General features: G+C 54.8%; 24 protein-coding genes. 16 read left to right on the forward strand and 8 right to left on the reverse strand.

Going from position 1 to position 22,562, the window contains the following annotated elements; all coding sequences use genetic code 11:
• Positions 1-6 precede the first annotated feature (6 nt).
• The 10 genes from gcvPB (at position 7) to rsmA (ending at position 12,348) form a co-directional block, all read left to right on the forward strand.
• Positions 7-1,569 (forward strand): aminomethyl-transferring glycine dehydrogenase subunit GcvPB, encoded by a 1,563-nt coding sequence (gcvPB, locus tag ON16_RS04330; RefSeq protein ID WP_040659686.1) that lies wholly within the window; start codon positions 7-9, stop codon positions 1,567-1,569.
• 83 nt (positions 1,570-1,652) lie between these two features.
• Complete coding sequence (locus ON16_RS04335; protein ID WP_040659688.1) at positions 1,653-2,771, forward strand: ATP-NAD kinase family protein; 1,119 nt, start codon at positions 1,653-1,655, stop codon at positions 2,769-2,771.
• Positions 2,772-3,360: 589 nt separating this feature from the next.
• The gene (locus ON16_RS04340) at positions 3,361-3,972 is read left to right on the forward strand and encodes a cytidylate kinase-like family protein (protein WP_040659690.1); all 612 of its coding nucleotides are present in this window, start codon (positions 3,361-3,363) and stop codon (positions 3,970-3,972) included.
• Between the two features lie 386 nt (positions 3,973-4,358).
• A complete protein-coding gene (locus ON16_RS04345) occupies positions 4,359-6,596 on the forward strand; it encodes a heavy metal translocating P-type ATPase (protein WP_040659692.1) in 2,238 nt (745 codons plus the stop codon).
• Between the two features lie 11 nt (positions 6,597-6,607).
• A complete protein-coding gene (locus ON16_RS04350; RefSeq protein ID WP_040659694.1) occupies positions 6,608-6,934 on the forward strand; it encodes a metal-sensing transcriptional repressor in 327 nt (108 codons plus the stop codon).
• A gap of 49 nt (positions 6,935-6,983) precedes the next feature.
• Positions 6,984-7,178: a heavy-metal-associated domain-containing protein gene (locus tag ON16_RS04355; protein ID WP_040659697.1), complete on the forward strand. Its 195-nt coding sequence runs from the start codon at positions 6,984-6,986 to the stop codon at positions 7,176-7,178.
• 451 nt (positions 7,179-7,629) lie between these two features.
• On the forward strand, positions 7,630-8,664 hold the full coding sequence (locus tag ON16_RS04360; RefSeq protein ID WP_040659699.1) for a G5 and 3D domain-containing protein: 1,035 nt from the start codon (positions 7,630-7,632) through the stop codon (positions 8,662-8,664).
• A 309-nt stretch (positions 8,665-8,973) separates the two neighbouring features.
• On the forward strand, positions 8,974-10,437 hold the full coding sequence (locus tag ON16_RS14895; protein ID WP_051131515.1) for a polysaccharide deacetylase family protein: 1,464 nt from the start codon (positions 8,974-8,976) through the stop codon (positions 10,435-10,437).
• Positions 10,438-10,531: 94 nt separating this feature from the next.
• A complete protein-coding gene (locus tag ON16_RS04370; RefSeq protein ID WP_040659701.1) occupies positions 10,532-11,245 on the forward strand; it encodes a bactofilin family protein in 714 nt (237 codons plus the stop codon).
• Positions 11,246-11,499: 254 nt separating this feature from the next.
• A complete protein-coding gene (gene rsmA / locus ON16_RS04375) occupies positions 11,500-12,348 on the forward strand; it encodes a 16S rRNA (adenine(1518)-N(6)/adenine(1519)-N(6))-dimethyltransferase RsmA (protein WP_040659703.1) in 849 nt (282 codons plus the stop codon).
• 93 nt (positions 12,349-12,441) lie between these two features.
• Here rsmA and ON16_RS04380 read toward each other — a convergent pair whose 3' ends face one another.
• Together ON16_RS04380 and ON16_RS04385 are read right to left on the reverse strand one after the other, a co-directional pair.
• Positions 12,442-12,882 carry a WapI family immunity protein gene (locus tag ON16_RS04380; protein ID WP_040659705.1) on the reverse strand — a complete coding sequence of 147 codons (441 nt, stop codon included), beginning with the start codon at positions 12,880-12,882 and terminating at the stop codon, positions 12,442-12,444.
• Positions 12,883-12,893: 11 nt separating this feature from the next.
• Positions 12,894-13,922 (reverse strand): aldo/keto reductase, encoded by a 1,029-nt coding sequence (locus ON16_RS04385; protein WP_040659896.1) that lies wholly within the window; start codon positions 13,920-13,922, stop codon positions 12,894-12,896.
• Positions 13,923-14,210: 288 nt separating this feature from the next.
• Between ON16_RS04385 and ON16_RS04390 the strand changes: the two genes are divergently transcribed.
• The 3 genes from ON16_RS04390 (at position 14,211) to ON16_RS04400 (ending at position 16,483) form a co-directional block, all read left to right on the forward strand.
• Positions 14,211-14,585: a winged helix-turn-helix domain-containing protein gene (locus ON16_RS04390; protein ID WP_051131516.1), complete on the forward strand. Its 375-nt coding sequence runs from the start codon at positions 14,211-14,213 to the stop codon at positions 14,583-14,585.
• A 189-nt stretch (positions 14,586-14,774) separates the two neighbouring features.
• Complete coding sequence (locus tag ON16_RS04395) at positions 14,775-15,098, forward strand: PadR family transcriptional regulator (RefSeq protein ID WP_040659708.1); 324 nt, start codon at positions 14,775-14,777, stop codon at positions 15,096-15,098.
• On the forward strand, positions 15,095-16,483 hold the full coding sequence (locus tag ON16_RS04400; RefSeq protein ID WP_040659710.1) for a DUF2812 domain-containing protein: 1,389 nt from the start codon (positions 15,095-15,097) through the stop codon (positions 16,481-16,483). The genes ON16_RS04395 and ON16_RS04400 overlap by 4 nt, the downstream gene beginning before the upstream one ends.
• A 43-nt stretch (positions 16,484-16,526) precedes the next feature.
• Here ON16_RS04400 and ON16_RS04405 read toward each other — a convergent pair whose 3' ends face one another.
• The 6 genes from ON16_RS04405 to ON16_RS14900 all read right to left on the reverse strand — a co-directional run bounded on the left by ON16_RS04405 (position 16,527) and on the right by ON16_RS14900 (position 21,255).
• Positions 16,527-16,928 (reverse strand): glycosyl hydrolase family 18 protein, encoded by a 402-nt coding sequence (locus tag ON16_RS04405; RefSeq protein ID WP_081579584.1) that lies wholly within the window; start codon positions 16,926-16,928, stop codon positions 16,527-16,529.
• A 36-nt stretch (positions 16,929-16,964) separates the two neighbouring features.
• Positions 16,965-18,548, reverse strand: coding sequence for a recombinase family protein (locus ON16_RS04410; RefSeq protein WP_040659712.1), 1,584 nt, complete (start codon positions 18,546-18,548; stop codon positions 16,965-16,967).
• Between the two features lie 45 nt (positions 18,549-18,593).
• On the reverse strand, positions 18,594-19,436 hold the full coding sequence (locus tag ON16_RS04415; protein ID WP_040659714.1) for a DUF4352 domain-containing protein: 843 nt from the start codon (positions 19,434-19,436) through the stop codon (positions 18,594-18,596).
• Between the two features lie 32 nt (positions 19,437-19,468).
• Positions 19,469-20,386, reverse strand: a complete 918-nt coding sequence (locus tag ON16_RS04420) for a BRCT domain-containing protein (protein ID WP_040659716.1) — start codon at positions 20,384-20,386, stop codon at positions 19,469-19,471.
• 61 nt (positions 20,387-20,447) lie between these two features.
• Positions 20,448-20,882 carry an ImmA/IrrE family metallo-endopeptidase gene (locus tag ON16_RS04425; RefSeq protein ID WP_051131518.1) on the reverse strand — a complete coding sequence of 145 codons (435 nt, stop codon included), beginning with the start codon at positions 20,880-20,882 and terminating at the stop codon, positions 20,448-20,450.
• Positions 20,872-21,255 carry a helix-turn-helix domain-containing protein gene (locus tag ON16_RS14900; RefSeq protein ID WP_051131519.1) on the reverse strand — a complete coding sequence of 128 codons (384 nt, stop codon included), beginning with the start codon at positions 21,253-21,255 and terminating at the stop codon, positions 20,872-20,874. The genes ON16_RS04425 and ON16_RS14900 overlap by 11 nt, the downstream gene beginning before the upstream one ends.
• Before the next feature lie 220 nt (positions 21,256-21,475).
• On the opposite strand from ON16_RS14900, the gene ON16_RS04435 reads away from it, so the two are divergent.
• Genes ON16_RS04435 through ON16_RS04445 form a run of 3 tightly spaced genes read left to right on the forward strand, consistent with a single transcriptional unit; the run spans position 21,476 to position 22,428 of the window.
• Positions 21,476-21,673 (forward strand): helix-turn-helix transcriptional regulator, encoded by a 198-nt coding sequence (locus tag ON16_RS04435; RefSeq protein WP_040659908.1) that lies wholly within the window; start codon positions 21,476-21,478, stop codon positions 21,671-21,673.
• 52 nt (positions 21,674-21,725) lie between these two features.
• Complete coding sequence (locus tag ON16_RS14905) at positions 21,726-22,187, forward strand: helix-turn-helix domain-containing protein (RefSeq protein WP_051131521.1); 462 nt, start codon at positions 21,726-21,728, stop codon at positions 22,185-22,187.
• A gap of 40 nt (positions 22,188-22,227) precedes the next feature.
• On the forward strand, positions 22,228-22,428 hold the full coding sequence (locus ON16_RS04445) for a hypothetical protein (protein ID WP_040659718.1): 201 nt from the start codon (positions 22,228-22,230) through the stop codon (positions 22,426-22,428).
• Positions 22,429-22,562 lie beyond the last annotated feature (134 nt).

The raw sequence follows: 22,562 nt of genomic DNA on the forward strand, positions 1-22,562 counted from the left end.
CGTATCATGAAACGTATCGACAGAACACAGAAGGTCCGCACCGGTTTCCACGAGGCCAAGTGGGACGAACCCATTATCTATGAGCTGAGCAAGCCCGGCGAGCGGGGCATCCTGCCTCCTCACGCGGAAGAAAAGGTACGCAAAACCGTGGGTGACGGCGTGTCTGCCCTGCCGGAAGGTCTGCGCCGCAAGCAGACGGTCAATCTGCCCGAGCTGTCTCAGAGCCGGGTTCTGCGCCACTATCTGCGCCTTTCGCAGGAGACGCTGGGCGCGGACGTGAACATCGAGATCGGGCAGGGAACCTGCACCATGAAATACAGCCCCAAAGTCAACGAGCAGCTATCGCGCAGCCTGTTCGACCTGCATCCCTTGCAGGACCCCTCCACCGTGCAGGGTATCCTGAAAATCTTCCACGAGACGGACCGATACATGCAGGAGATTTCCGGCATGAGCCGCTTCACCTTCCAGCCCGGCGGCGGCTCTCAGGGCCTGTTCACCATGGCCTCCGTGGTTCGGGCCTATATGGACAGCCGGGGTGAGACGCGGGACAAGTTCATCTCCACGATTTACTCTCACCCCTCCGACGCGGCGGCCCCGGCGCTGAAGGGCTATAAAATCATCTACCTCCAGCCGGACCCGGAGACCGGCGTCCCCGATCTGGAGGCGTTCAAGGCCGTGTGTACGGAGCGGACGGCGGGCTTTATTCAGGCCAACCCCGAGGATACCGGTCTGTACAACGGGCACATCGCCCAGTTCACGGAGTATGCGCACAAGATGGGTGCCTTGTGCTGCTACGATCAGGCCAACGGAAACGCGGTGCTGGGCGTGGCCCGGGCAAAGGAAGCGGGCTTTGACATGTGCCACTTCAACCTGCACAAGACTTTTTCCACGCCCCACGGCTGCGGCGGCCCCGCCTGCGGCGCCACCGGCGTCCGGGAAGGGCTGGAGGAGTTCCTGCCCGCGCCTCTCATCGACTTTGACGGGGAGGAGTATTTCTATAACTACGCCTTTGAAAACAAGGAATTCGGCGTCCGTAAGGTTCGGTCCTACTACGGCGTGGCTCCGGTGGTATTCAAAACCTACTGCTGGATTCGCTCCATGGGCCCCAACGGACTCTATCAGGTCACCAAGACTGCGGTGCTGAACAACAACTATATGTTCAAAAAAATGCTGGAGATTCCCGGTGTCAGCGCCTATTACATGGACGGGAAGAATCAGCGGGTGGAGCAGTGCCGCTATACTATGGAAAAAATTTTCGAGGATACCGGCGTGTCCACCACCGACATTCAGCGCCGCATGATGGACTTCGGGATGCACTACTGGACCAGCCACCACCCCTTCTATCTCCCCGAGCCCATCACGCTGGAGCCCACGGAGACGCCGTCCAAGGAGGACATTGACGAGTATGTGGAGACGCTGAAATATGTGTTCCGGGAGTGCTATGAAAAGCCGGAGTACGTGAAGTCCGCGCCCCACGCCAGCACCACCCATCAGGTGGACGAATCCGTGATGGACGACCCGGCGAAATGGGCCACCAGCTGGAAGGTCTATCTGCGCAAGTATCAGTGAGCGGCTGCGCCGCAGACAAATGAAATCGGACGGGGCGGCGGCAGACTCTGCGCGCCGCCCCGTCTCACATGGGAGGGACCTTCATGGAACGTGGAAAACTGGGACTAATCGTCAACCCCGTGGCGGGGCTGGGCGGCAGCGTGGGACTCAAGGGCACCGACCATGTGGCGGCGGAGGCCCTGCGCCGGGGAGCTGTGCCGCAGGCGGAGCGGCGGGCCGCTGACGCGCTGGCGCGGCTGCTTCCTCTGCGAGAGCAGATCACGGTCTACACGGGCCGCGGCCCACTGGGGGAGAACGCGGCCCGTTCACTGGGCTTTACCTGCGTCTGCGCCGAAGAGATCGGCTGCGCCGCCACCGACGGGGAAACCACCGCCGCTCTCGGCGCGTGGATACAGGCGCAGGGAGCGGACCTGACCCTTTTTGCCGGGGGCGACGGCACGGCCCGGGATGTCTGCCGGACTGCCGGACCGTCCGGCGTGTTTCTGGGAATTCCCGCCGGGGTGAAAATCCATTCCCCGGTGTATGCCCGCAGCCCCCGGGCGGCGGGGGAATTGGCGGCGCTGTGGCTGACGGGAAAGGTGACGCGGACGAAGGAAGAGGAGGTTCTGGACATCGACGAGGAGCTCTACCGTCAGGAGCAAATCGCACCCCGGCTGTACGGGTATCTGCCCATTCCCCTGCAAAAGCAATACACGCAAAACCGCAAGTGTGCTTCGCCGCCGGATGAGGCCGCATCCATGGCGGCCATCGGCTGCCGCATCGCGGACGACATGGAGCCGGGGGTCTTCTACCTTGTCGGAGCGGGGACAACCACCCGGGCGGTGATGGAGCAGCTGGGCCTGCCTAACACGCTGATTGGGGTCGATTTGGTAAAGAATGGGCAGTTGGTAGGAAGCGATCTGTATGGGCAGCAGATTTTGGACCTGATTCGGGGCCACCCCGCGAAGCTGGTGCTTACCGTCACCGGCGGGCAGGGCTTTTTGTTCGGGCGGGGCAATCAGCAGCTGACCCCGGCAGTGCTCCGGGCTGTTGGCCGGGAGAATCTCATCATTGCCGCCACGAGGGAGAAGCTGTTCCGGCTGCGGGGCCAGCCGCTGCTGGCGGATACCGGGGATGCTGCGCTGGACGCGGCCTTAAGCGGCTACTGCCGGGTGCTGACGGGCTATGCCGATTCGGTGGTATGCCGGATTGCTCCCGGCTGAGGGCTTGCGCGGACGGCTGCGCCGCCGGACCGCCCGATCCGCTGCCCCCAAACCGAAAAAAACGCGCCTCTCCCTGCGTGTGGGGAGAGGCGCGCCTTGCTTGACGGGATTTTTCGGGATATGCGGGATGTACAGGCGAATGATAGTTAAACTTCATACCGCAGCGGGCAGCGAAGGCCAAAGGCGGTTCTGAAATCAGACACCGCCCATGATTTATCTGTCGTTTTCGCAGAGAAACTCCGTTAAGTTAGAATGGTATAAACAAAAGGAACAAGGGAACTTACTCGTTCTATGCGATAAAGGTAAAATTGTTTCGCGGGGAGTTTAGCAAACAGAGAAAAGGTGCTGTTTCAGTGTATCTAGGGGGATGGCATGAGCGGCAAACCCGCGGATGAACGGTTTCAAAGCAGCCCAACACATACACTGCGGTGAAATCCATGAAGGGGGAGAATTTGCCGCGGCCTGATTTCCAGCGAGGACTTCAAAACAGTTGCCTTTTTGCGGGAAAGCCCTAAATGCCGCGCGTCTTTTCGTTGACGGAAGACCCTCTTCGCAGTATAATTCAATTACACAGAAGGGAGGTCTTTCCATGAGAACCATTATCACCATTGGCCGCCAATTTGGCAGCGGAGGGCGAAACATTGGCGCTCGTTTGGCGAAGAAACTGGAGATTCCCTTTTACGACAAGGAACTGCTGAAAAAAGCGGCGGAGAAAAGCGGCCTGTGTGAAAAGTTATTCGAGAATTTTGACGAGCGGCCCAAGAGTCTGCTGTATTCCATAGCCATGGACTCGTACATGTTTGCTCTGCCCGGCGCGGTAACCAACGACTCGCTGGAACAGCAGGTGTATCTGGCAACCTTCGACGCAGTGAGGCATGTGGCGGAGGAAGGCCCTTGCGTGATTATCGGCCGCTGCGCGGACTATGCGCTGGAGGGGTGGGACAATACGCTCAGCCTGTTTATCCACGCACCGCTGGAGCGACGGATTGCCGCCGTGGCCCGGCGGCAGAATCTGGATACCGACAAGGCCCGCCAGATGGTTCTGCGGACCGACAAACGCCGCGCCGCATACTATGAATATTACTCCGCAAAAAAGTGGGGCGCAGTGGACAGCTATGATTTTTGTCTGGACAGCAGTGTGTTCGGGCAGGATGGTGCCGTGGAACTCATTGAAGACTTGGTGCGGTTAAAGGAACGGTAAAATAGGTTCCGTGACACCCAACTCCGCCGAATAACCGCGAAGCACATTGAAAAATTTTGCGGAGTTTGCTGTCGAAGCGGCGAGAAAACAAAATCCGTTTTTTCCGATAGTGTATGCGTCGGAAAGAACCGGCTGCAAATCCATTTTTCTTGAAAAAATTTATTAACCGATGCAGAGCACCGGCGCGGACCATGAGTCCGCGCCGGTGCCTTTTCATGTCAACGGCAAATTTCGCGATTTTGAGTTTGAACGGGTGAGTCATTGACTTTTCGGGAAAGATAGGAGATGTTAAAAAGACGCTTGACAGATACCCGGTGGGGGTATATTATAAAGGCATAAAAGAAATACCCGATGGGGGTATTTTGCCGGCTGGAAAGGAGCCAATTATGCGCGAAGAGACCTATGAAATCAGCGGAATGCACTGCGCGGCGTGCAGTGCGTCCGTGGAACGGGTGACCCGGAAACTGCCGGGCGTCAACCGAAGTGAAGTGAACCTCACCACGGGGATTCTGTCCATTGAATACGACGAGGGGCAGACCAGTCCGGCGGATATTGTCAAAAAGGTGGAAAAAGCAGGCTTTGGCTGCAAGTCCAGAACCGAGGAGAAAGCCGCCCCGGTCAAGGAGGAGACAGACGAGGCAGAGCTTGCCCTACGGCAGACAAAGCGAAATCTGATCAGCGCGGCAGTGGTTACGGCTGTTTTGCTGTATGTATCCATGGGGCAGATGCTGCCCACGCCGCTGCCGCTGCCGAATATCCTGTCCATGGATACCCATCCGGTGAACTTTGCCATGACGCAGCTCATCCTGACCATTCCGGTTCTGTGGTTTGGGCGCAGTTATCTGGTGGGCGGACTGAAGGCCCTGTGGCACCGGAATCCCAATATGGATTCGCTGGTGGCCATTGGCAGCGGGTGCTCGTTCCTATACTCACTGGCGATGACCTATTTGATTTCGGACGTACCCCACCATGTGCATCATCTATATTATGAGTCGGCGGCGGTGGTGCTGACCCTCATCATGGTGGGAAAATTTTTGGAGAGCCGAAACGTGCAGAAGACCAAGGGAGCGATCACAAAGCTGATGGACCTGCGGCCCGACGTGGCGGTTTTAGCGGAAACAGGAGAAAAAATTCCCACCGCATCCCTGAAGGCGGGTGATTTGATTTTAATCAAGCCCGGCGAGAAAATCGCGGCCGACGGCACGGTGAGCAAGGGTGAGAGCAGCGTCAATGAGTCGATGCTTACCGGCGAGAGCCTGCCGGTGGAAAAAGCGGCGGGCAGTGCCGTTATCGGCGGGAGCATCAATGGCGACGGCGTGCTGTACGTTTCTGTTACCCGGGTGGGTGAGGACTCCACACTGTCCAAAATCATCCGGTTTGTGGAGAACGCTCAAGGGAAAAAGGCGCCCATCTCCCGCATTGCCGACAAGGTGGCGGGGGTGTTCGTCCCCACTGTCATGGTGATCGCCGCTATTGCCGCCGCCGTGTGGCTGCTGGCAGGACAGGACTTTCCCTTTGCTCTGCGAATTTTCACCTCTATACTGGTGATTGCCTGCCCTTGCGCACTGGGATTGGCTACCCCTACCGCCATTATGGTGGGGACGGGCCTTGGCGCATCCAACGGAATTTTGATCCGCAGCGGCGAGGCGCTGGAAGTCACCCACAAAACCTCTGCGGTGGTGCTGGACAAGACCGGGACCGTGACGGAAGGAAAACCTGCGGTGATGGAAGTGCTGCCGCTGGGTGTTTCAGAAGAAGAACTGCTGACGCTGGCGGCGGGGGTGGAGTCCGTGTCCCAGCACCCCCTGGCTGCCGCCATTGTGGAGGAAGCCGGGAAGCGGGAGCTGACGCTGCCCAACCCGCCGGAGAAATTTGAAAATCTATCCGGCCGGGGCCTGCGGGCCGTGCTGAATGGTGCGGATGTGCTGGCTGGAAACCGGCGGCTGATGGGGGAGTCCGGCGTGGACCTGTCGGCACTGGAACGGGATGCGGAACGTCTGGCGGGGCAGGGGCAGACACCCATGTACTTCACAAGAGACGGGAAGCTGCTGGGGCTGATCTCTGTGGCGGACCGGGTGAAGCCCACCAGCAAGGACGCTATCGCCGCGCTGAAAGCGCAGGGAATCCGCACCGTTTTGCTCACCGGAGACAACCAAGCCGCCGCGCAGGCCATTGCCGCGCAGGTGGGAGTGGATGAAGTGGTGGCAGAGGTACTGCCGGAGGAAAAGGCGGATGTGGTGCGAAAGATTCAGGATGAGGGCCGCACGGTCATGATGGTGGGCGACGGGATCAACGACGCTCCCGCCTTGGCGCAGGCAGATATCGGCTGTGCCATTGGAAACGGCAGCGATATTGCCATCGAGTCCGCACAGGTGATTTTGATGCGGGGAGACTTGGCCGACGTGGCCCGGGCAATCCGGCTCAGCCGGTTGACCATCCGCAACATCAAGCAAAACCTGTTCTGGGCATTTTGCTACAACACCGTGGGAATTCCGCTGGCTGCGGGCGCACTGTATTTGAGCCACGGATTATTGCTGTCGCCCATGTTTGCGGGGGCGGCAATGTCTCTCAGCTCCATCTGCGTGGTGGGGAACGCGCTGCGGCTGGGCCGCAAAAAGCTGTAAGGAGGCAGAGTATGAACGAGGAAAAATGTCCGGAGACGGGCGAGATCTGCGCTTGCTGTACGCGGCACAAGCACCGGGAACCGGCGGAGGCCGACGCGCTGCTGCGCCGTCTCAGCCGCATTGAAGGGCAGGTGCGGGGCATCCGGGGCATGGTGGAAAAGGAGGCCTACTGCACCGACATCCTGACGCAGGTATCGGCAGTGCAGGCGGCGCTGAACGCCTTTTCCAGAGAATTGCTGGGCAGCCATGTCAAAACCTGCGTGGTGCAGGATATTCAGGCGGGGCGCACCGAGGTGGTGGACGATCTGCTGAATATCCTTCAAAAGCTGATGAAGTGAACGGCGATTTTAAGCTGCCGTGAACAATAAATGAAAAGGAGAATGAAAAATGAAGACAATTTCTGTACCTGATATGATGTGCGAGAACTGCGTCCGGCGCATCACGGAAGCCCTGACCAAGGCGGACCTGAAATTTGAGGTATCGCTGGAGAAGAAAACCGTGGAGATCGACGGCTGTGAGAATTGTGTAAAGACCGCTCTCGGTGAGCTGGAGGATCTGGGCTTTACACCGGAGGAACGCTAATCGTTCGCTGCCCTCGCCAACGGCAGAGGAGAAACAACCAATCTGTGGCGAGCGTTACCGCCGGGCCGAAAAGCGCAACCAATTTGCTTTCTGGCTCAAGTGATGGGCAATTTGCATAAAACCCTTGCGGTGCAAGAGAAACAGGCGAGACATTACAAAAAGATGTCTCGCCTGTTTCTCTTTATCTTTTTTGTTATTTTTTTGTTACTGTTAACCTGATAATATCCAATCTTATCCAATCGCTTTAGGGAACTTTTGGGCGAAAGTGGGGAGGTGTCCCTCCTTAACACGGCGGAAACTTGACAAGAGTGGGAAATGGGGGTATACTAAGCCCAGTTTTTCATTCGGTAACAATAAGTTACAAAAGATTTCTCCGAGATTTTGAATGCGTATAATCGTCTTCCAAATCGGGAAAAATATGGGATGGAAACGATTCTCAGGAGGTATTGTTTTGAAACTGCAACTACTGTCCCGCGCGAAGAGCGCGGCGCGGCGGCTGATCCCATTCGTCAGTGTGACGGTGCTGGTTCTGACCGCCTGTTGGTTCACCACGGACCGGGCAGCCGCGCTCTATATCCTCACCGACGAGGACGATGCAACCATCGTTTTGGAGCAGGGCGCCGACGTGGCGGACTTTTCTTCCAAGATGGTGTATATCGGCACCAACGCCAGCGGCTTTGAATTGACGCTGGCTGCCGGACGGCCCGTGACGGTGCTGTACAACGGCGCGTCCATTTCCACCACATCCCGGCAGGAGACTGTCTCTCAGCTGCTGGATCGCGTCCACACGGTTCCCGGTCCGCTGGACATGGTGGCTGTGGACCTGAACGACACGGGGCTGACGCTGAGTGTGGCTTCCGACCTGACTTATTATGAGCGGGTGACGGAAAGCGATTCCTTCCAGACGGTATACGAGGACGATCCAACCATGGAGGCTGGTACGCAGAAGGTGGTTCAGACCGGTGCGGACGGCGTTCGTTCCGCAGTATATGAGGTGACTTATTCCGGCGGTGAGCGGGTTTCCCGCCAGCTGGTGTCCGAGGAGGACTCCACCGCTGTGGACGAGATCATCCGTGTGGGAACCGCTGTGGCCGCCGACATCCCCGTGGACAGTGGGGACCGGGTGGTAGACGTGACGAAGAACGCAGACGGCAGCGGTACGCTGACCTTCGCGTCCGGAGCCACGCGAAGCTTCAGCACAGTCAAGTCCATGACCGCCACCGCCTATACCAAGGGACACGGCGGCGCAGACAGCTACACCGCCACCGGAACTACCGTGCGTGTGGGTGTTGTGGCCGTTGACAAGCGGGTAATCCCTCTGGGGACGAAGCTTTATATCGTTTCTTCCGACGGCAAGGTGACTTATGGCATGGCTGTTGCCGAGGATACCGGCGTCAGGGGCAATATCGTGGATTTGTACTATGACACGTATCAGCAGTGTATCGAATTTGGTCGCCGGGGCGCCACGGTGTACGTGTTGAACTGAAGAAATTTTGGAAGATTAAAAACGTCTGTCCCGCCGAATTTTCGGCGGGACAGACGTTTTTTTGAACAGACAGAGGACTAAAAAAACAAGAGAAAAGAAAGCAGAAATTGTCATTTTTTTCGGCAAAGACTTCCAAAATTAAAAAAGTCATGGTACAATAACCGCAAGAAAAAATTTGCACGCCGATTTTAACCGTTTTTTCGCAGGTTGCGGTTTACTCCAAGGCGGGAAAATTGTGGTATGTGTGTTATCCCAAAGCAGTGAGGCTTATTTGAAAGGGCCGCTGCGGCGCGGGAGGGGAGGACCCTAATGAAACGGCTGGCACAGGGTGCGTTGATTGAGGACGATTTGACAGAGGAACTTCTACCCGGGAAGACGGTGGATTTTCCCGGAGGCATGAAGCAGTCGGAGGAGAGAATTACCGACGGCGAAAATTTCAAATCAAAAGATGCTGTGGATGCGGAGAAGACAGCGGAGAGTTTCACAGAAGATAGTGAAGCCGGAGAGGTGGAGGACGCTTCAAAGGACAGCGAAGGCGAAGAAACAGAGAGCGCCTCAGAAGGCAATGAAGTTGGAGAAGCGGAGAACGATTCAAAGGACAGCGAAGCCGAGGAAACAGAGAGCGTCTCAGAAGGCAGCCAAGCTGGAGAGGCGGAGAAGTTTGCCGAGGCGCAGACCTCTGCAAAACCGGGAGAGCCTACGAAAACGGACAATGGCGGGGAAGGCGATCCCGCTCAGGACGGAGCGGAATGGCAGGATGTTGAAGAACAGGGCAACGAAAGCCAACGCTTTGCAGAAAAAGCACAGGAGCCGTATTTCGGGAGCGTTAAATTTTTTAAAAACATGATTTTGGTGGCGGTTGCCATCGCCATTGCGGTACCCACGGTACTGGCGGTCGCCATTTGGCGGCACGGAGAGGCAGCCGTCAGTACGATGGAGGGAGAGCAGGCACAGCTCAATACCGCGCTGGAGGACTTACAGACCCGATATGACCAGTTGGCCGCCGACAAACAGGCGGAAGAGGCGATCTGGGGCGGGTCGGTTGCCGGGCAGGTGGTACAGACCGAGCCGCTGGACTATCAGACGCTCTATCCGGATTTTTACGTGGACGCGCCCATGGGCGCGCCGGTGCAGGACGACAAGACAATGTACCTCACCTTTGACGACGGCCCCTCATCCAACACGCCGCTGCTTCTGTCCATCCTGCGCAGCAAGGACGTGAAGGCCACCTTTTTTGTTGTGGGGGGCGACACGGAGAGACAGCGCCAATGGATGCGTGATATTGCGGCGGACGGCAATACCTTGGGGATGCACAGCTACACCCACAATTACCATGAAATCTATGAATCGGTGGAGTCGTTTTTGGACGACTACTATCAATTGTTCACCAATATCAAGGAAGCTACCGGACAGGCACCGACCATCTTCCGATTCCCCGGAGGAAGCGTGAACAGCTATAACTATCCGGTATACCGGGAGATCGTGGCCGAAATGCTGCGGCGGGGATTCGTGTTTTACGATTGGAACCTGTCCAGCGGAGATGCGTCCTCCAACTACATATCGCCCAAGAGGATCACGGATAATATTCTGAACAATTCTTCGGCATTCTCGCGGGGAATCGTACTGTTCCACGACGCACCCAGCAAGGACAGTACGGTAGAAGCCCTCGGCGGGGTGATCGACGGGCTGCGGGAACAGGGCTATAACTTTGCCCCTCTCAGCCGCGAGGTGCGGCCCATGCTGTTCAACTATACCGACTATCAGCCGGACTGAGCTGGAAGACACAAATCAAGCGAATCACCGCCGGACGGCGAAGCGATATCCGCTGTCAGGGTAGGCCAGAGTAGAGAAAGGATATGGAGAACAGATGAAAAAGGAAAATTTCAGCAAGGCCATGAATGAGATGTTTGGCGTGGGCGGAGACAGCAGAACGGAATCACCTGCCGCAGAGCCGGTTATGTCCCCCCCGTCGGAGCCGTTTGCTCCGGAAGAACCCTTCGTGCCCGCGGATATCCCTGCAGCTCCAGTCCCCGCGCCCGAACCCATCATCCCGCCGGAGCCGATCGCTCCGCCCGAAATGCCGAAAGAGAAGGTCCCCGACCCCTTTGCCGCCGCAGTTCCCTACTCGCCGCAGACCTCTTATACCAGAACGGTGCCTGTGCAAAAGACGATTTTGGCGCCGGGCACCACGTTCGTGGGAAATATGACCGCACAGGGCGATGTGGACATGGATTGTGATTTTCAGGGCGATATCCACGCCAGCGGCACGGTGACGATTCGGACGAAACTGGCGGGCGATTTGAGTGCGAATGTGGTGGAGCTGGTGGCCTGCGAAGTGCAGGGCGACGTTCACGCCGACGAGAGTGTGCGGATTGACGGCAGCTCCAAGGTGATCGGCAACATCACCGGAAAAGATCTGAACTGCGCCGGAAGCGTGCAGGGCAACGTGCAGGTCAGCGGCCATGTGACGGTTAACGGCAGCGCCTATATTGAGGGCGATCTGGAAGCCGCCAGTATAACTATTGAAAACGGCGCGGGCATCAACGGACAGATGCAGGTTCTGCCCCGCAAGGTCCAGTAACGAAGAAATGATAGCAATCCACAGAAATAGCACATATAAAAGAGACGAGACAAACGGCTGCGGCACAAGACAAGGACGACGCAGTGCTGAGGCAGTTTGAGTGTTGAACTGTTTGCGATATTTTTGTGAATTGCTATAATACAGGCTGGCGGAAATCGCCAGCCTGTATTTGTCTGCGGCCGGTTTTAAACCCGCCGGTTTGCGGCGATACTTTCTGTGAACAGGCGCACGAGCGCGGAAAGGCGGAGAATCTCATGAATCTTTGCGATCTGAATGATCTGCGGAACCTGCTGGGACGGCATGGTTTCCGCTTCTCGAAATCCATGGGTCAGAATTTCCTGATCGACCCTGCTGTGCCGCAGGAGATCGCGGACGCTTCCGGCGCTTCGCCGAAGTGGGGCGTGTTGGAGATTGGCCCGGGTGTGGGGCCGCTGACGGTGGAACTGGCAAGCAGAGCCGGAAAAGTGATCTCTGTGGAGCTGGACAAGTCCCTGATGCCGGTGCTGGCGGAGACGTTGGCGGAGTTTCCCAACGCGGAAATTGTGCCCGGCGATGTGATGAAGCTGGATCTGGACGGTCTGCTTCAGGAAAAATTCGGAGATCGGCCGGTGATGGCCTGCGCGAATCTGCCCTACAACATCACCACGCCGGTGCTGACGAAATTCGTGGAGACAAAAGCCATCCGGCAATTCACCGTTATGATTCAGCGGGAGGTGGCGCAGCGGATCTGCGCCGCGCCGGGGACCAGTGGGGGGAGCTCTTTCTCCCTGTTTTTGCAGTATTATATGGAGCCGGAATATCTGTTCCCGGTGCCTCCGGAAAAGTTTTATCCCGCGCCGAAGGTGACCTCCGCCGTGGTGCGGTGCGTCCGGCGGGAAAAGCCGCCGGTGGAGGTGGAGAATGAGGAATTGCTGTTCCGGCTGATGCGGGGGGCGTTTGCTTTGCGCCGCAAGACGCTGGCGAACAGTCTGGCCTCCGCGCTGGGAAGATCCAAGGAGGAGCTGCTGGCCGCCATACGGGCAGCGGGACTGGCGGAGACGGTTCGGGGTGAGCAGCTGACCTTTGCAGACTTTGCCGCGCTCTGTGAAATTTTACAAGACTGACGTTCTATCAAAATTGAGCAAAGAGTATCCGCCTTCCCCGAAGATACATATCTTCGGCGGAGGCGGATGTTTTTCGGTTTGGAGAAGCGGGGATTATTTGCGGTCGGGAAATTTTTTACACAGTGCGTCCAGCTCGTCGATCAGTGCGTCCAGTTCCGGAGCGGTCAGCGTGCAGCTGATATCCGCGTTTTCAAGATCTTCCATTGTGTTGGGCAGGGTGAAGGAGACATCCACGGCGTAACGGCCCTCGCCCTCCGTCCGGGCGGAGAAGAGAAAATACGGCTCGGAAAAATCGCTGTCGTAGCTGTCGCGGATGCCGGAGCGCAAAACCTTGAGCCCGGCGGTCAGCTCGGTCAGCTCAAAGGTCAAAAGACAGCTGTTGGAGTCTTTGATCACACGTCCGTCCTCGTCGGAATAGGTGGCGCGAAGGACCAGCCAGTTGCGGTCGTCGCTGTTGGGTGCGCCGGAATCCTCGGAAAATTCATAGTTGATGATTTCCAGCTTCAAGCTGGCTTCGTCGTTTTTGAAAAGCATACGGGTTCTCCTTATTGATCGTTATGATGCTGGGCATAAAACGCGTCGTAGTCCTTCAGCATGGCCTGGAGCAGCTCCGGCGTATCCAACTCATAGGGGCAGCGGCTCTTGCAGACATCGCAGTGGATGCAATCTTCGATCCTGTGCATTTTTGCGTACCACTCGTCGGTCATATAGGGCTGGTAGGGGGAGCGGCGCAGAAGCATGGCCATTCGGGCGGCCTGAGGAATGTCAATCCCGGCGGAGCAGGGGAGACAGTATCCACAGCTGCGGCAGAAATTATGGGCCAGCTCCTTGCGGTCATGGTCGATCACGGCCTGAAGCGCGGGGGTCAGCTGCTGGTTCTCCTCGGTCAGCTCCAGCCACTGGTCCAGTTCCCATTCGTGCTGCACGCCCCAGATGGGAACCACATTGTCATAGCCCTGCATGAACGCATAGCAGGCGGCGGCATTGTTCAGCATTCCGCCGGACAGACCCTTCATGGCGATGAAACCCATATCCGCCGCCTTGCAGCGATTGACCAAATCCACGTCCTTGCCGGAGGACAAATAGCAGAAGGGAAACTGCATCGTCTCAAAATTGCCGGAGTCCACAGCGGCAAGGGCTACCTTTAAACGGTGGTTTGTGATGCCGATATGGCGGACATAGCCCTTCTGCTTTGCCTCCAGCGCGGCGGCAAACGGCCCGTCTGGGTCGTTGATATCCGGCAGCTGGGCAGGATTATGAAACTGGAAGAGGTCAATGTAATCCGTTTTCAAGCGGCGGAGACTCTCCTCAATGTGGGATTGCACGGTTTTTTTATCCCCGCCGCCGCTTTTGGTGGAGATCACAATGTTGTGGCGCACATCACTGAGCGCCTCACCAATTTTTTCTTCGCTGTCCGTATAGGCGTTGGCGGTATCAAAATAATTGATACCGGAATCATAGGCCCGGCGCAGGAGCGCTTTTGCATCCGCATGGCCGATGCGCTGGACGGGCAAAGCGCCGAAAGCGGTTTTCGTGACCATCAGTTCGGTTCTGCCAAGGCGGACTTTTTTCATTTCCATGGGAAGTTCCTCCCTATTTGTGTATTCGAGGGATTTATGAAAGGGAATCACAGACAATTTATGACGCCGGCGTTATCCGCGAACGATGCAACGCCGTTCTCAAAAAGTGCTGGTGAAATTTTCTGACACTGATTGTACCCCATTCAGATGCGGTTTGCAAGGGGCGGAAGGCTCTCGAATTTTGCCCGGATGCGGTGGGGGGCTGCGCTTATTTAGCACGTTGCGAGAAAAGGCACTACGGCTGTGGTGACAAAAAATTCGTTGTTTGACGAGAGATATAAAATGTGCTATCATGCAGGCATGAAAAAGAAGTTGCAGTTAAAACTGACGATCCGGTTGTACTCCGACGACGATGAGCGCTGTTTTGGGCCGGGAATTGCCGTGCTGCTCCACAGGGTGGAGGAGCACCATTCTTTGCGCGCTGCTGCGGCGTCCATGGAGATGGCATACTCCAAGGCGTGGCGCATCGTGCGCACGGCGGAGGCCGTGTTCGGCTGCAAGCTGCTGGACAGCGCCACCGGCGGAAAAAACGGCGGAGGAGCCGCGCTGACCAAAGAGGCGAAGGCGCTGTTGACGGACTATGACGGGTACTGCGCCGAGGTAAGCGCGTTCGCGGCGGAAAAGTTTAAAAGCTATTTTGAAGAACGGAAAGAGTAAAGGATATCGTTGATCAATCAAGCGGCGGAGGAGTCAAATCCTCCGCTGCTTAATTTGTTAAGCAATCTTGTTTGCAGCAGAACAATCCTTTCATGCAAAGGCAATATATGGTTGACAATATCGATATTCGATGTTATGCTATGGGCATGAAATATCGATATTCGATATCTGCTGGAAGGAGAGGCGGCAATGGCACGGAAGAAATTTCAGACCCTGACGGAGCAGATGTTTTATAGTTTGTTATGTCTGCGGCAGGAGCGATGCGGTGCGGACGTGATGGCGCAGGTGGACCAAATGACCCGGGGGCGTGTCGTGATCGGGCCGGGGACGCTTTATAATCTGCTGGACAGCTTTTTGACTGCCGGAATGATCGAAGAGACGGCGGTGGAGGGGCGGCGGCGCAGCTATCGCATTACGGCGGCGGGGGAGCGGGCGCTGGCGGAGGAGGCGGAACGGCTGGAGACATTGCTGGGGGACTATCGGCGCTTTCGTGTGGAAGGAGAGACGCGATGAAAGAGATTAAGCGCGAGTTGATGTGGTTTGAGTTCTACGAAGACGCAGCCATCGTGGAACATCTGACGGCGATGGCGGAGAAGGGCTGGCTGCTGGAACAGGCGGGGAACCTCTGGCGATACCGCAGGGCGGAGCCGCGAAAGATACGGTATGCCGTGACCTATTTTTCTGAGTCCTCGGAGTTTAACCCGATACCTACGGAAAACGAGGAGACTCTGCGGGAATACTGCGCGGCGGCGGGGTGGGACTATGTGACCAGCTGGCACCAAATGGTGATTTTCTCCACCGACCGGGCGGACGCACCGCCTATTGAGACGGATGAGAGGACGAAGCTGGCGGTGGTCCACCGGGCGATGAAGAAGAATTTCCTGCCGGGGAATCTGGTGCTGCTGGCGCTGTTTGGATTCAATTTGCTGATCCAACTATCCGTCAACATGGATGACCTTGTGCAGTACCTGTCCGATGGGATGCAGTTGGGCACATCGCTGCTGGTACTGATGTTGCTGGTGTATTATGGAGGGAACCTGATCTCCTATGGATTGTGGTATCGAAGAAGCAGACGCTCAGTGGAGCGGGGCGGGCCGTGCGTGGAACGGAAGAATCGCTTTAAGCGGGGAAAGCAGGTCGCGCTGCTGGCCTTTTCGGCGGCGGTCATGGCGCTGCTATACATTCCTTCCGCGTTGGCGTATGGACACGAGACAGCCGGTGCGTGGCTGATTTACAGCGGCATTTATGGGCTGGAGATCGCGGCGGTATGGGGCCTGCGAAAGTGGATGAAACGGCGGGGTGTAAACGCGTGGACGAATCGGCTGGTGTCAGTGGGGGGCGGAATTGTGCTGGCGCTTGCTTTGACGGCGGGTACCACGGCATTGATGCTGCGAGCGGATTTGTTTCAGCCGAAGGATGCGGAGGAATACGTCAACACTCACGGCAATACGTGGACGATTTATCACGATGATTTGCCGCTGACCATGGAAGATCTGCGGGGCGCAGACGAGAAGCACTGGTCTTATGAGATACGCGTTAAAACAAGCCCGCTGGCGGTATATCGGGACGCGCAGCAAACCGAATATGACGACTGGGAAAGACTGAACTACGAAATTCTGGATGTGCGGGCCGGTTTTTTACGCCAAAGTTTACTGAATGACTGGCTGGATCTTTCTGATTGGAATAACGAAATGGATCCCGACGAGGGCTACGTTTACCGCAGTGTGGATGCGCAGCCATGGGGAGCGGATGCAGTCTATCAACTGGAACGTGCCGGGGAACCGACGGGCACCTTTATCCTGTGCAAAGGAAAGCGCATTGTGCGGATTTACCTTGAATGGGAGCCTGCGGCCAAGCAGATGGCGCTGACGGGAGAAAAACTGCTGACAGACGTGTGAGATAGAAGACGCGGCGGAGCCAATAGCTCCGCCGCGTCTTGCATTATCGGATATTGTACAGGGAGGACATGGCGAGATACAGCTGGGAGAAGGGACGCATAACGTTCCAGATACCTGCGCCCTGAAAGCCGTATTCCTGAATAAGCCGGAGACGGGCGGAGAGACTGCGGGCGTCGTCAAACCAGACCTCGTGGACCGTGCCGCCGGGGTCGGCATAGTGGAAAAAGGGGGCCTGAGCCGTTTCATCGTACTGAATGGCGACCTCGTGCTCAATGGCCAGCTCAATGGCCCGCTGGTTGGAGATGGATTGTGCTTTTGTCTCGCCCTCCATAAAGGGGAGGGGCCAGTCGTAGCCATAATTGGAAAGACCCAGAAAAATCTTTGCGGCGGGAATCTCGGTGATGGCATAATCCAGCACTTCCCGGACTTGAGGAAGGGGTGACACAGGGCCGGGAGGCCCATAGGTATATCCCCCGTGTTGTTATAGGTGACTTTTGGGGCCGACAATCTTTGGGAAGACGTATAGCCGCATATCGCTTTCTTGATAGCGCCCACCCACTGTCTTGCTGTATATTGCGTGATCCAGCACAGTTCGTAACAGTGCATTCTTTTCGTCGGGCGAATCCAGTGCAGGGTATAGCTCCAGCACATGCTTGATTCTTGGAACCATGGACTTGCGGGTGTTTTCCGCTTCTCTGATTGCAGATAGATGGGCGGACAGTGCTTTTATATTAGCTTCCGCTTCTGCTGTACGTCCTGCTAAAACGCGCGAGCGTTCCAAAAATACTTCCTGCGTATAAGTGCCTTGTTCCAACAAATCGTACAGGCTGCCTTTCTGCTTTTGCAGTGCGGCCAGATCCCGATTGGCTTTGGCAAGGTTGCGTTCTGCGGCCTTGATTCCCGAATCATCGGTATTTGATGGTTCGGGGAGTTGTATGCGATAGCCACGCAACCAGTCTTGCAGACAGCCAAGCAAGGTCGATTCCACAACCGACCGAAGACTGCTAACAGTCGGACATTTTGCCGTTGGACAAATTAGCATAGGGGATTTTCCTTTTTTGTGAATCTGCACCATAGATCGCCCGCATGTGGAACAATAGACCAACCCGGCCAGCGGATTTGTAAGTTGTTTATTATTTGGCACAGGCGCGTGGCTGCGGCTGGATATAACCGATCTGGCAGCTGCCCAAGTATCTTCGGAGATAATGGGTGGATGTACCCCCTTGCGCAGCGGCATGTCCTGATTGACGGGCGCTGTAATAACAACCTTGCCGTCTACCATTTGTTTTTTTACTGGGCGATAAGACCAGCGGAGATACCCGGCATAGGTTGGGTTTTTAATAATGTCCCGAACGGCGGTGGCCGTCCACTTGATTCCGCCGGGTGATAAGACGCCACGGGCATTCAGCAAATTAGCTATCCCGGTGCTGCCTATTGGCTCCGTGGTTCCGTCTGGTTGGGGATCTCCGACCGTATAAAGCCTAAAGATTTCATGGACGGTTTCCGCTTGCGTTGGGTCTATCTCCAGCGTATAACCGCGCTGATGCGGTATTTTGACCTTGCAATAGCCATAGGGTGCTGTACCGGCAATATATTTCCCTTCGTTTAACGATGCCATGCGGCCGCGCTGGAGACGGCGGTTGATGGCCTTATATTCTCGGCGGGACATAAACAGGCCAAACTCAAAATACTCCTCGTCAGCCTCGTCGGATGGGTCGTAAATTTTATCCGGTGTGATTATTTTCGTTTCTGAATATTGAAAGGTTTCTGCCACCGTTCCTTGATCTCGGGTGTTGCCTCTGGCCAGACGCGGGACCTCCATCACCAACACTCCGGCATACTCTCCCGTTTCCACAGCAGCCAGAAGTTTTTGCATCTCTGGCCTCTCTGCAATTGTATCGCCGCTGACGACCTCCTCGAAGATATAGGCTATTGTATAGCCATGCTGCTTTGCAAGGGCTAGCAGCGCGTCTCTGTGGCGCTGGAGCGTATCAAAATTACCGGTTTGCAGTTCCTTGTCCTGATCCTGTCGCGACTTACGGAGATAGATTAGATATTGATCCATGGGGCCTCCTATGGTTAGCGCCGCCCGGAAGGGCGGCGCTTTTGGTTACTGTTGAAAACTTAGATCAAACGTGTAGTCTTGCACATCTTCGTCCCAGTCAGCTGAGCTCGCTTCCATAATCAACTGGAATGCACTTGCTTCAATCGCAGGGAAAGTAATAACGCCCTCTGTTGTTATGCCAGGGCGCAGATCAGTCTGAATTTCTGGGTAGTCTGCATCATAATTTGCCACGTAGTCGTACTGCTTCCCATTTTGCAGAATTATTGCATTGAACGAATAGAGGCTGAATGTGTCCTTTCCGTTGTTTGTAATAGAAATATAAGCTCTGGTTTCCTTGTCGGCAAGCTCAACTTTCTGGACAGTTACAGAATACCCAAATTGATCCTGTGTGGGAACACCGGCTGTTGCTACGCTCTGTGTCGGAGCTATAGCGTCTTGGTAAGACGTTTTAGTGACAGAGGTTGCTTGAATAGCGGGAGCGATAATTTTTCCGCCTACCATGTTCTCGCCTTCAAACGTACCTGCTACTTTACCACAAATCTGAACATAATCATTTGCACTTAGGTCGAAACTCGGATCACCATATGACACGACCGTATTTAAATCGGATCTAGCAGGATCACCCCACATTTGAAAATATATCGCGTCTCCTTCATACTCTACTGTGCCAAAAACTTGACCGGTAATTTCTACGTATGAACCCTCAAAACTTTCTGGACTCGAATACATCTGCTTAATCTCTGAGGCAGTTAAAGGCACTGCTCCAGTAGATGTATTTTCTGCGGATAGAGTGCTGGAGGAATGGGACTCGGAGTCAGGGGTAGATCCGCATGCAACCATAGTTGCGGCCAATAGCAATGCCAGTACAAGAGACATTAGCTTTTTCATCTTTTCCTCCTCGGTGCCCAAATCGGACACTCTTATTTTGAAATCCCAGCCATATTGTCATCTACTGCGTCCCAAAAGTCGGTTTCGTTAACAATCAGGACTGACTCGCCGGCCTTGCGCAGTCTCACAGCTTCTTCAATTTTTCTTCCATAACAGGCATAGGCCCAGCACGGATTACCTGCATTTCCGACTATCAAATAATTAGTCTTAGCTGTGACAGCAGATTTTACAATGCCACCCAAACTTTGTACCGCCGTAGCCATTTCAGCCCGCTTTGCCCGGTAAGATTCTCCCGTAAAACAAAAAGTTCTATCTTCAAATTCAATGTCTGGACAAAATGCACAGATTCCTGACACAGTATATTTTTCCCTTAGGTTTGAAAAGTCAGCCTCGGAAAGATTATAGGATGATGTGAAGTCAATGACGTTTCCAAAAAACGCCATCAATTCTTCGCGCTCTTCAGTCGTAATCTTTTTGTCGGCAAGCACAGTATGCAATAGGCTGTTGATCTCATCGAAAGGATAGGTTCCAGCCAGAAACTCATTGGCATCTACCCAAGACTTTAGCGTAGAAATTTCTTTATCCCCTAAATCACCGTCGGCCATAATGCCGTGGATCATACCGGAAAGGAATTGAATGGATGAAGTAACCTCGTTGTAGTAGGAACTGTTGTCGGCAAAATTATTACACAACCACAGGATATCCTTGGATTCATCTTCGGTGATTACACCGTCAGCACACGCAGCTTCAACCACCGGGAGCAACTCAGAAAATGGGTGCCGATCATTCAAGTGCGTATGTAATTCGCACCAGTTGATTAATTCTGTGATTTCCTTACTGCCTATTTCAGTATCGGAATTAATCCCTGCAACAAGGCCACGCAAAGTATTGACGGCCTTGTGCAATTCGGCGGGCTTTGTGAATTTGCGATATTCTTCAAGTTCTTTCATAACCCATCCTCCCGTGTGCCCAATTCGGGCACATTTATTTATTTCGCCGCCCGGCGATAGATCAAAAAAATAAATCTGCCGCAAGATTTCCATGGGTATACCAGCAGACGGCCTTGCGCATAAAGTCCTCGGTTACTCCGAAATGCTCTGCCAACGACCAGATATCGGTCCGGCCATCAGCAATGGCATCATCCAGTTCGTCCACGGGGACAAGGCGGTTGATGGCCCACTTGTCGGCCTGATGCTCGTGCTTTTGGCGGACATCCAACGCCGCCTCCTCGCAGTAAAAGCTGCCGGTTTCGCAGTGCCCCAGCTCATGGGCTAAACATACCTTCTCTTGTTGGATAGTCGACATCTTCCACGGGTCGACTGCAATGCTGTACGACCCGTCATCCAGCGGAACAGACAGCGACGCAGAACGCTGCATCGGAAACCAGTCTACGCCAATGTCCCGCTGCTCCGCAAACTTGTATAAGTCAACGGGATCATTTGTCATGTTTCTGCTTCCTCCGCTGCTCCAGCTTGTACTGCATGTAAGACCGGGCATCATCCCAAAGCATATCCATTTCTTCTTTGCTCAGGTCTTCGGCACCCTCAAAAAACGCCGCCCGGATATGCTCCGGTTTGACTGCGCCCGCTCCGGCTTTGGAGGTGGTCGCTTTTTTATCTGATTCATTACCGTACAAAAGATATTGCGGTGTAGTGTTTAATTCTTCTGAAATTATCTCCAATCGTTTCACATAACTAGCTGACTTACGCCGTCTCCACTCACTCACTACTGATGCTGTTACCCCAATTTTTGCAGCAAATTCACGCTGCTCCTGATACTTCTCATCTACAAGTTCAAAGATGCGGTCAACTATATCCAAATTAATCACCTCAATTTAAACAAAATGCAAAGAACAAAATTAGGTAAGTTTAACAAAAAACGTAAGTTCGGGAATTCACGATTGACAATCGTAAAAATTACGATTATATTATAGCTACAAGTTAACAAGCCTCAAGTTACTGTGAGCGGTGCAAAAGTAACTATAAGGCAATATTACCACAAGGAAACAAATGTTTCAAGACATACAGAAAGGAGAAATTATGAACCGAGTAAAGGAATTGCGCATTGCCGCAAAAATGACACAGGCAGACCTCGCGAAACAGCTTGATATCACAACGCCCAGCATCACGAAATGGGAGCAGGGCCGCTCGAACCCGGAGCTTGCCAATGCATTCAAGTTGGCTGACATCTTTGGCGTTACGCTTGATTACCTGCTGGGTCGCAGCGCCAGTGCGTGAGGCTCGGCGGCCTATGAGACCAGTATATCCCAGCGATAGGAGGAAGACCACGATGGAAAATAGCGTGCTGCCTTATGGACCGTCCCGAAAGTTAGCGGGTTATACGCAGGAACGTGCAGCAGAAAAACTGGGCATCTCATGCCGATGCCTGTGTGACTATGAGACGGGAGTCCGACCTGTCCCAAACCAGATCGCCGACCTGATGGTTATTGCATACAATGACCAAATGCTGGCTGTGCAACACCTGCGGATCTCAGCCCCGGCGGTCAACGACATACTTCCGGATTTTAGACCAGGTCTGCCATTTGGGCAGACAACCCTAAGATATTACCGGTTGATGCATGATTTTATAACCAACTACGATAAGGCCGCGCTGCTGATGCTGATAGCCGAGGATGGTATGGTAGACAAGCAGGAGTCCCAAGCGTATGAAAAGATCCGGCTCCAAATGCGCGAGATCACGGCGGCCGGGCTGGAAGTTGAATACTCGGATAATAGTGGAAACCACGCATAGACCAGTCTTTTTTTTAGTACATTGCGGTGAGGTGATGATTATGGCAATGCTGGGTACGTTCCCCTTTGTCCCCAATATGGACGACTGCAAAATGGTGGTACAAGCCGACGGGGCTGTCTGCTACATAATGGATACCTGCTGCCGCAATATGACTCCAGAGGTTAAGGCACAAGCTGATCAGGAGATCGTTGACATCTATATGAGGTCGGCGATGCGCCGGAAAATGAAAGGCTCTGCCTAAGCAGAGCCGATGGACAAGCATAGAGAGGAGCGGCATGAAAAAGTACAAAAGAAGACCGCCCATGGTTGCACCCATGAGCGGTCCGGTTCAGGGCCTCACGACCGAGAACGATTACAAAATTATTATATCACAAC

The sequence above is a fragment of the Oscillibacter ruminantium GH1 genome, from assembly GCF_000307265.1.
Lineage (GTDB): Bacteria > Bacillota > Clostridia > Oscillospirales > Oscillospiraceae > Oscillibacter > Oscillibacter ruminantium.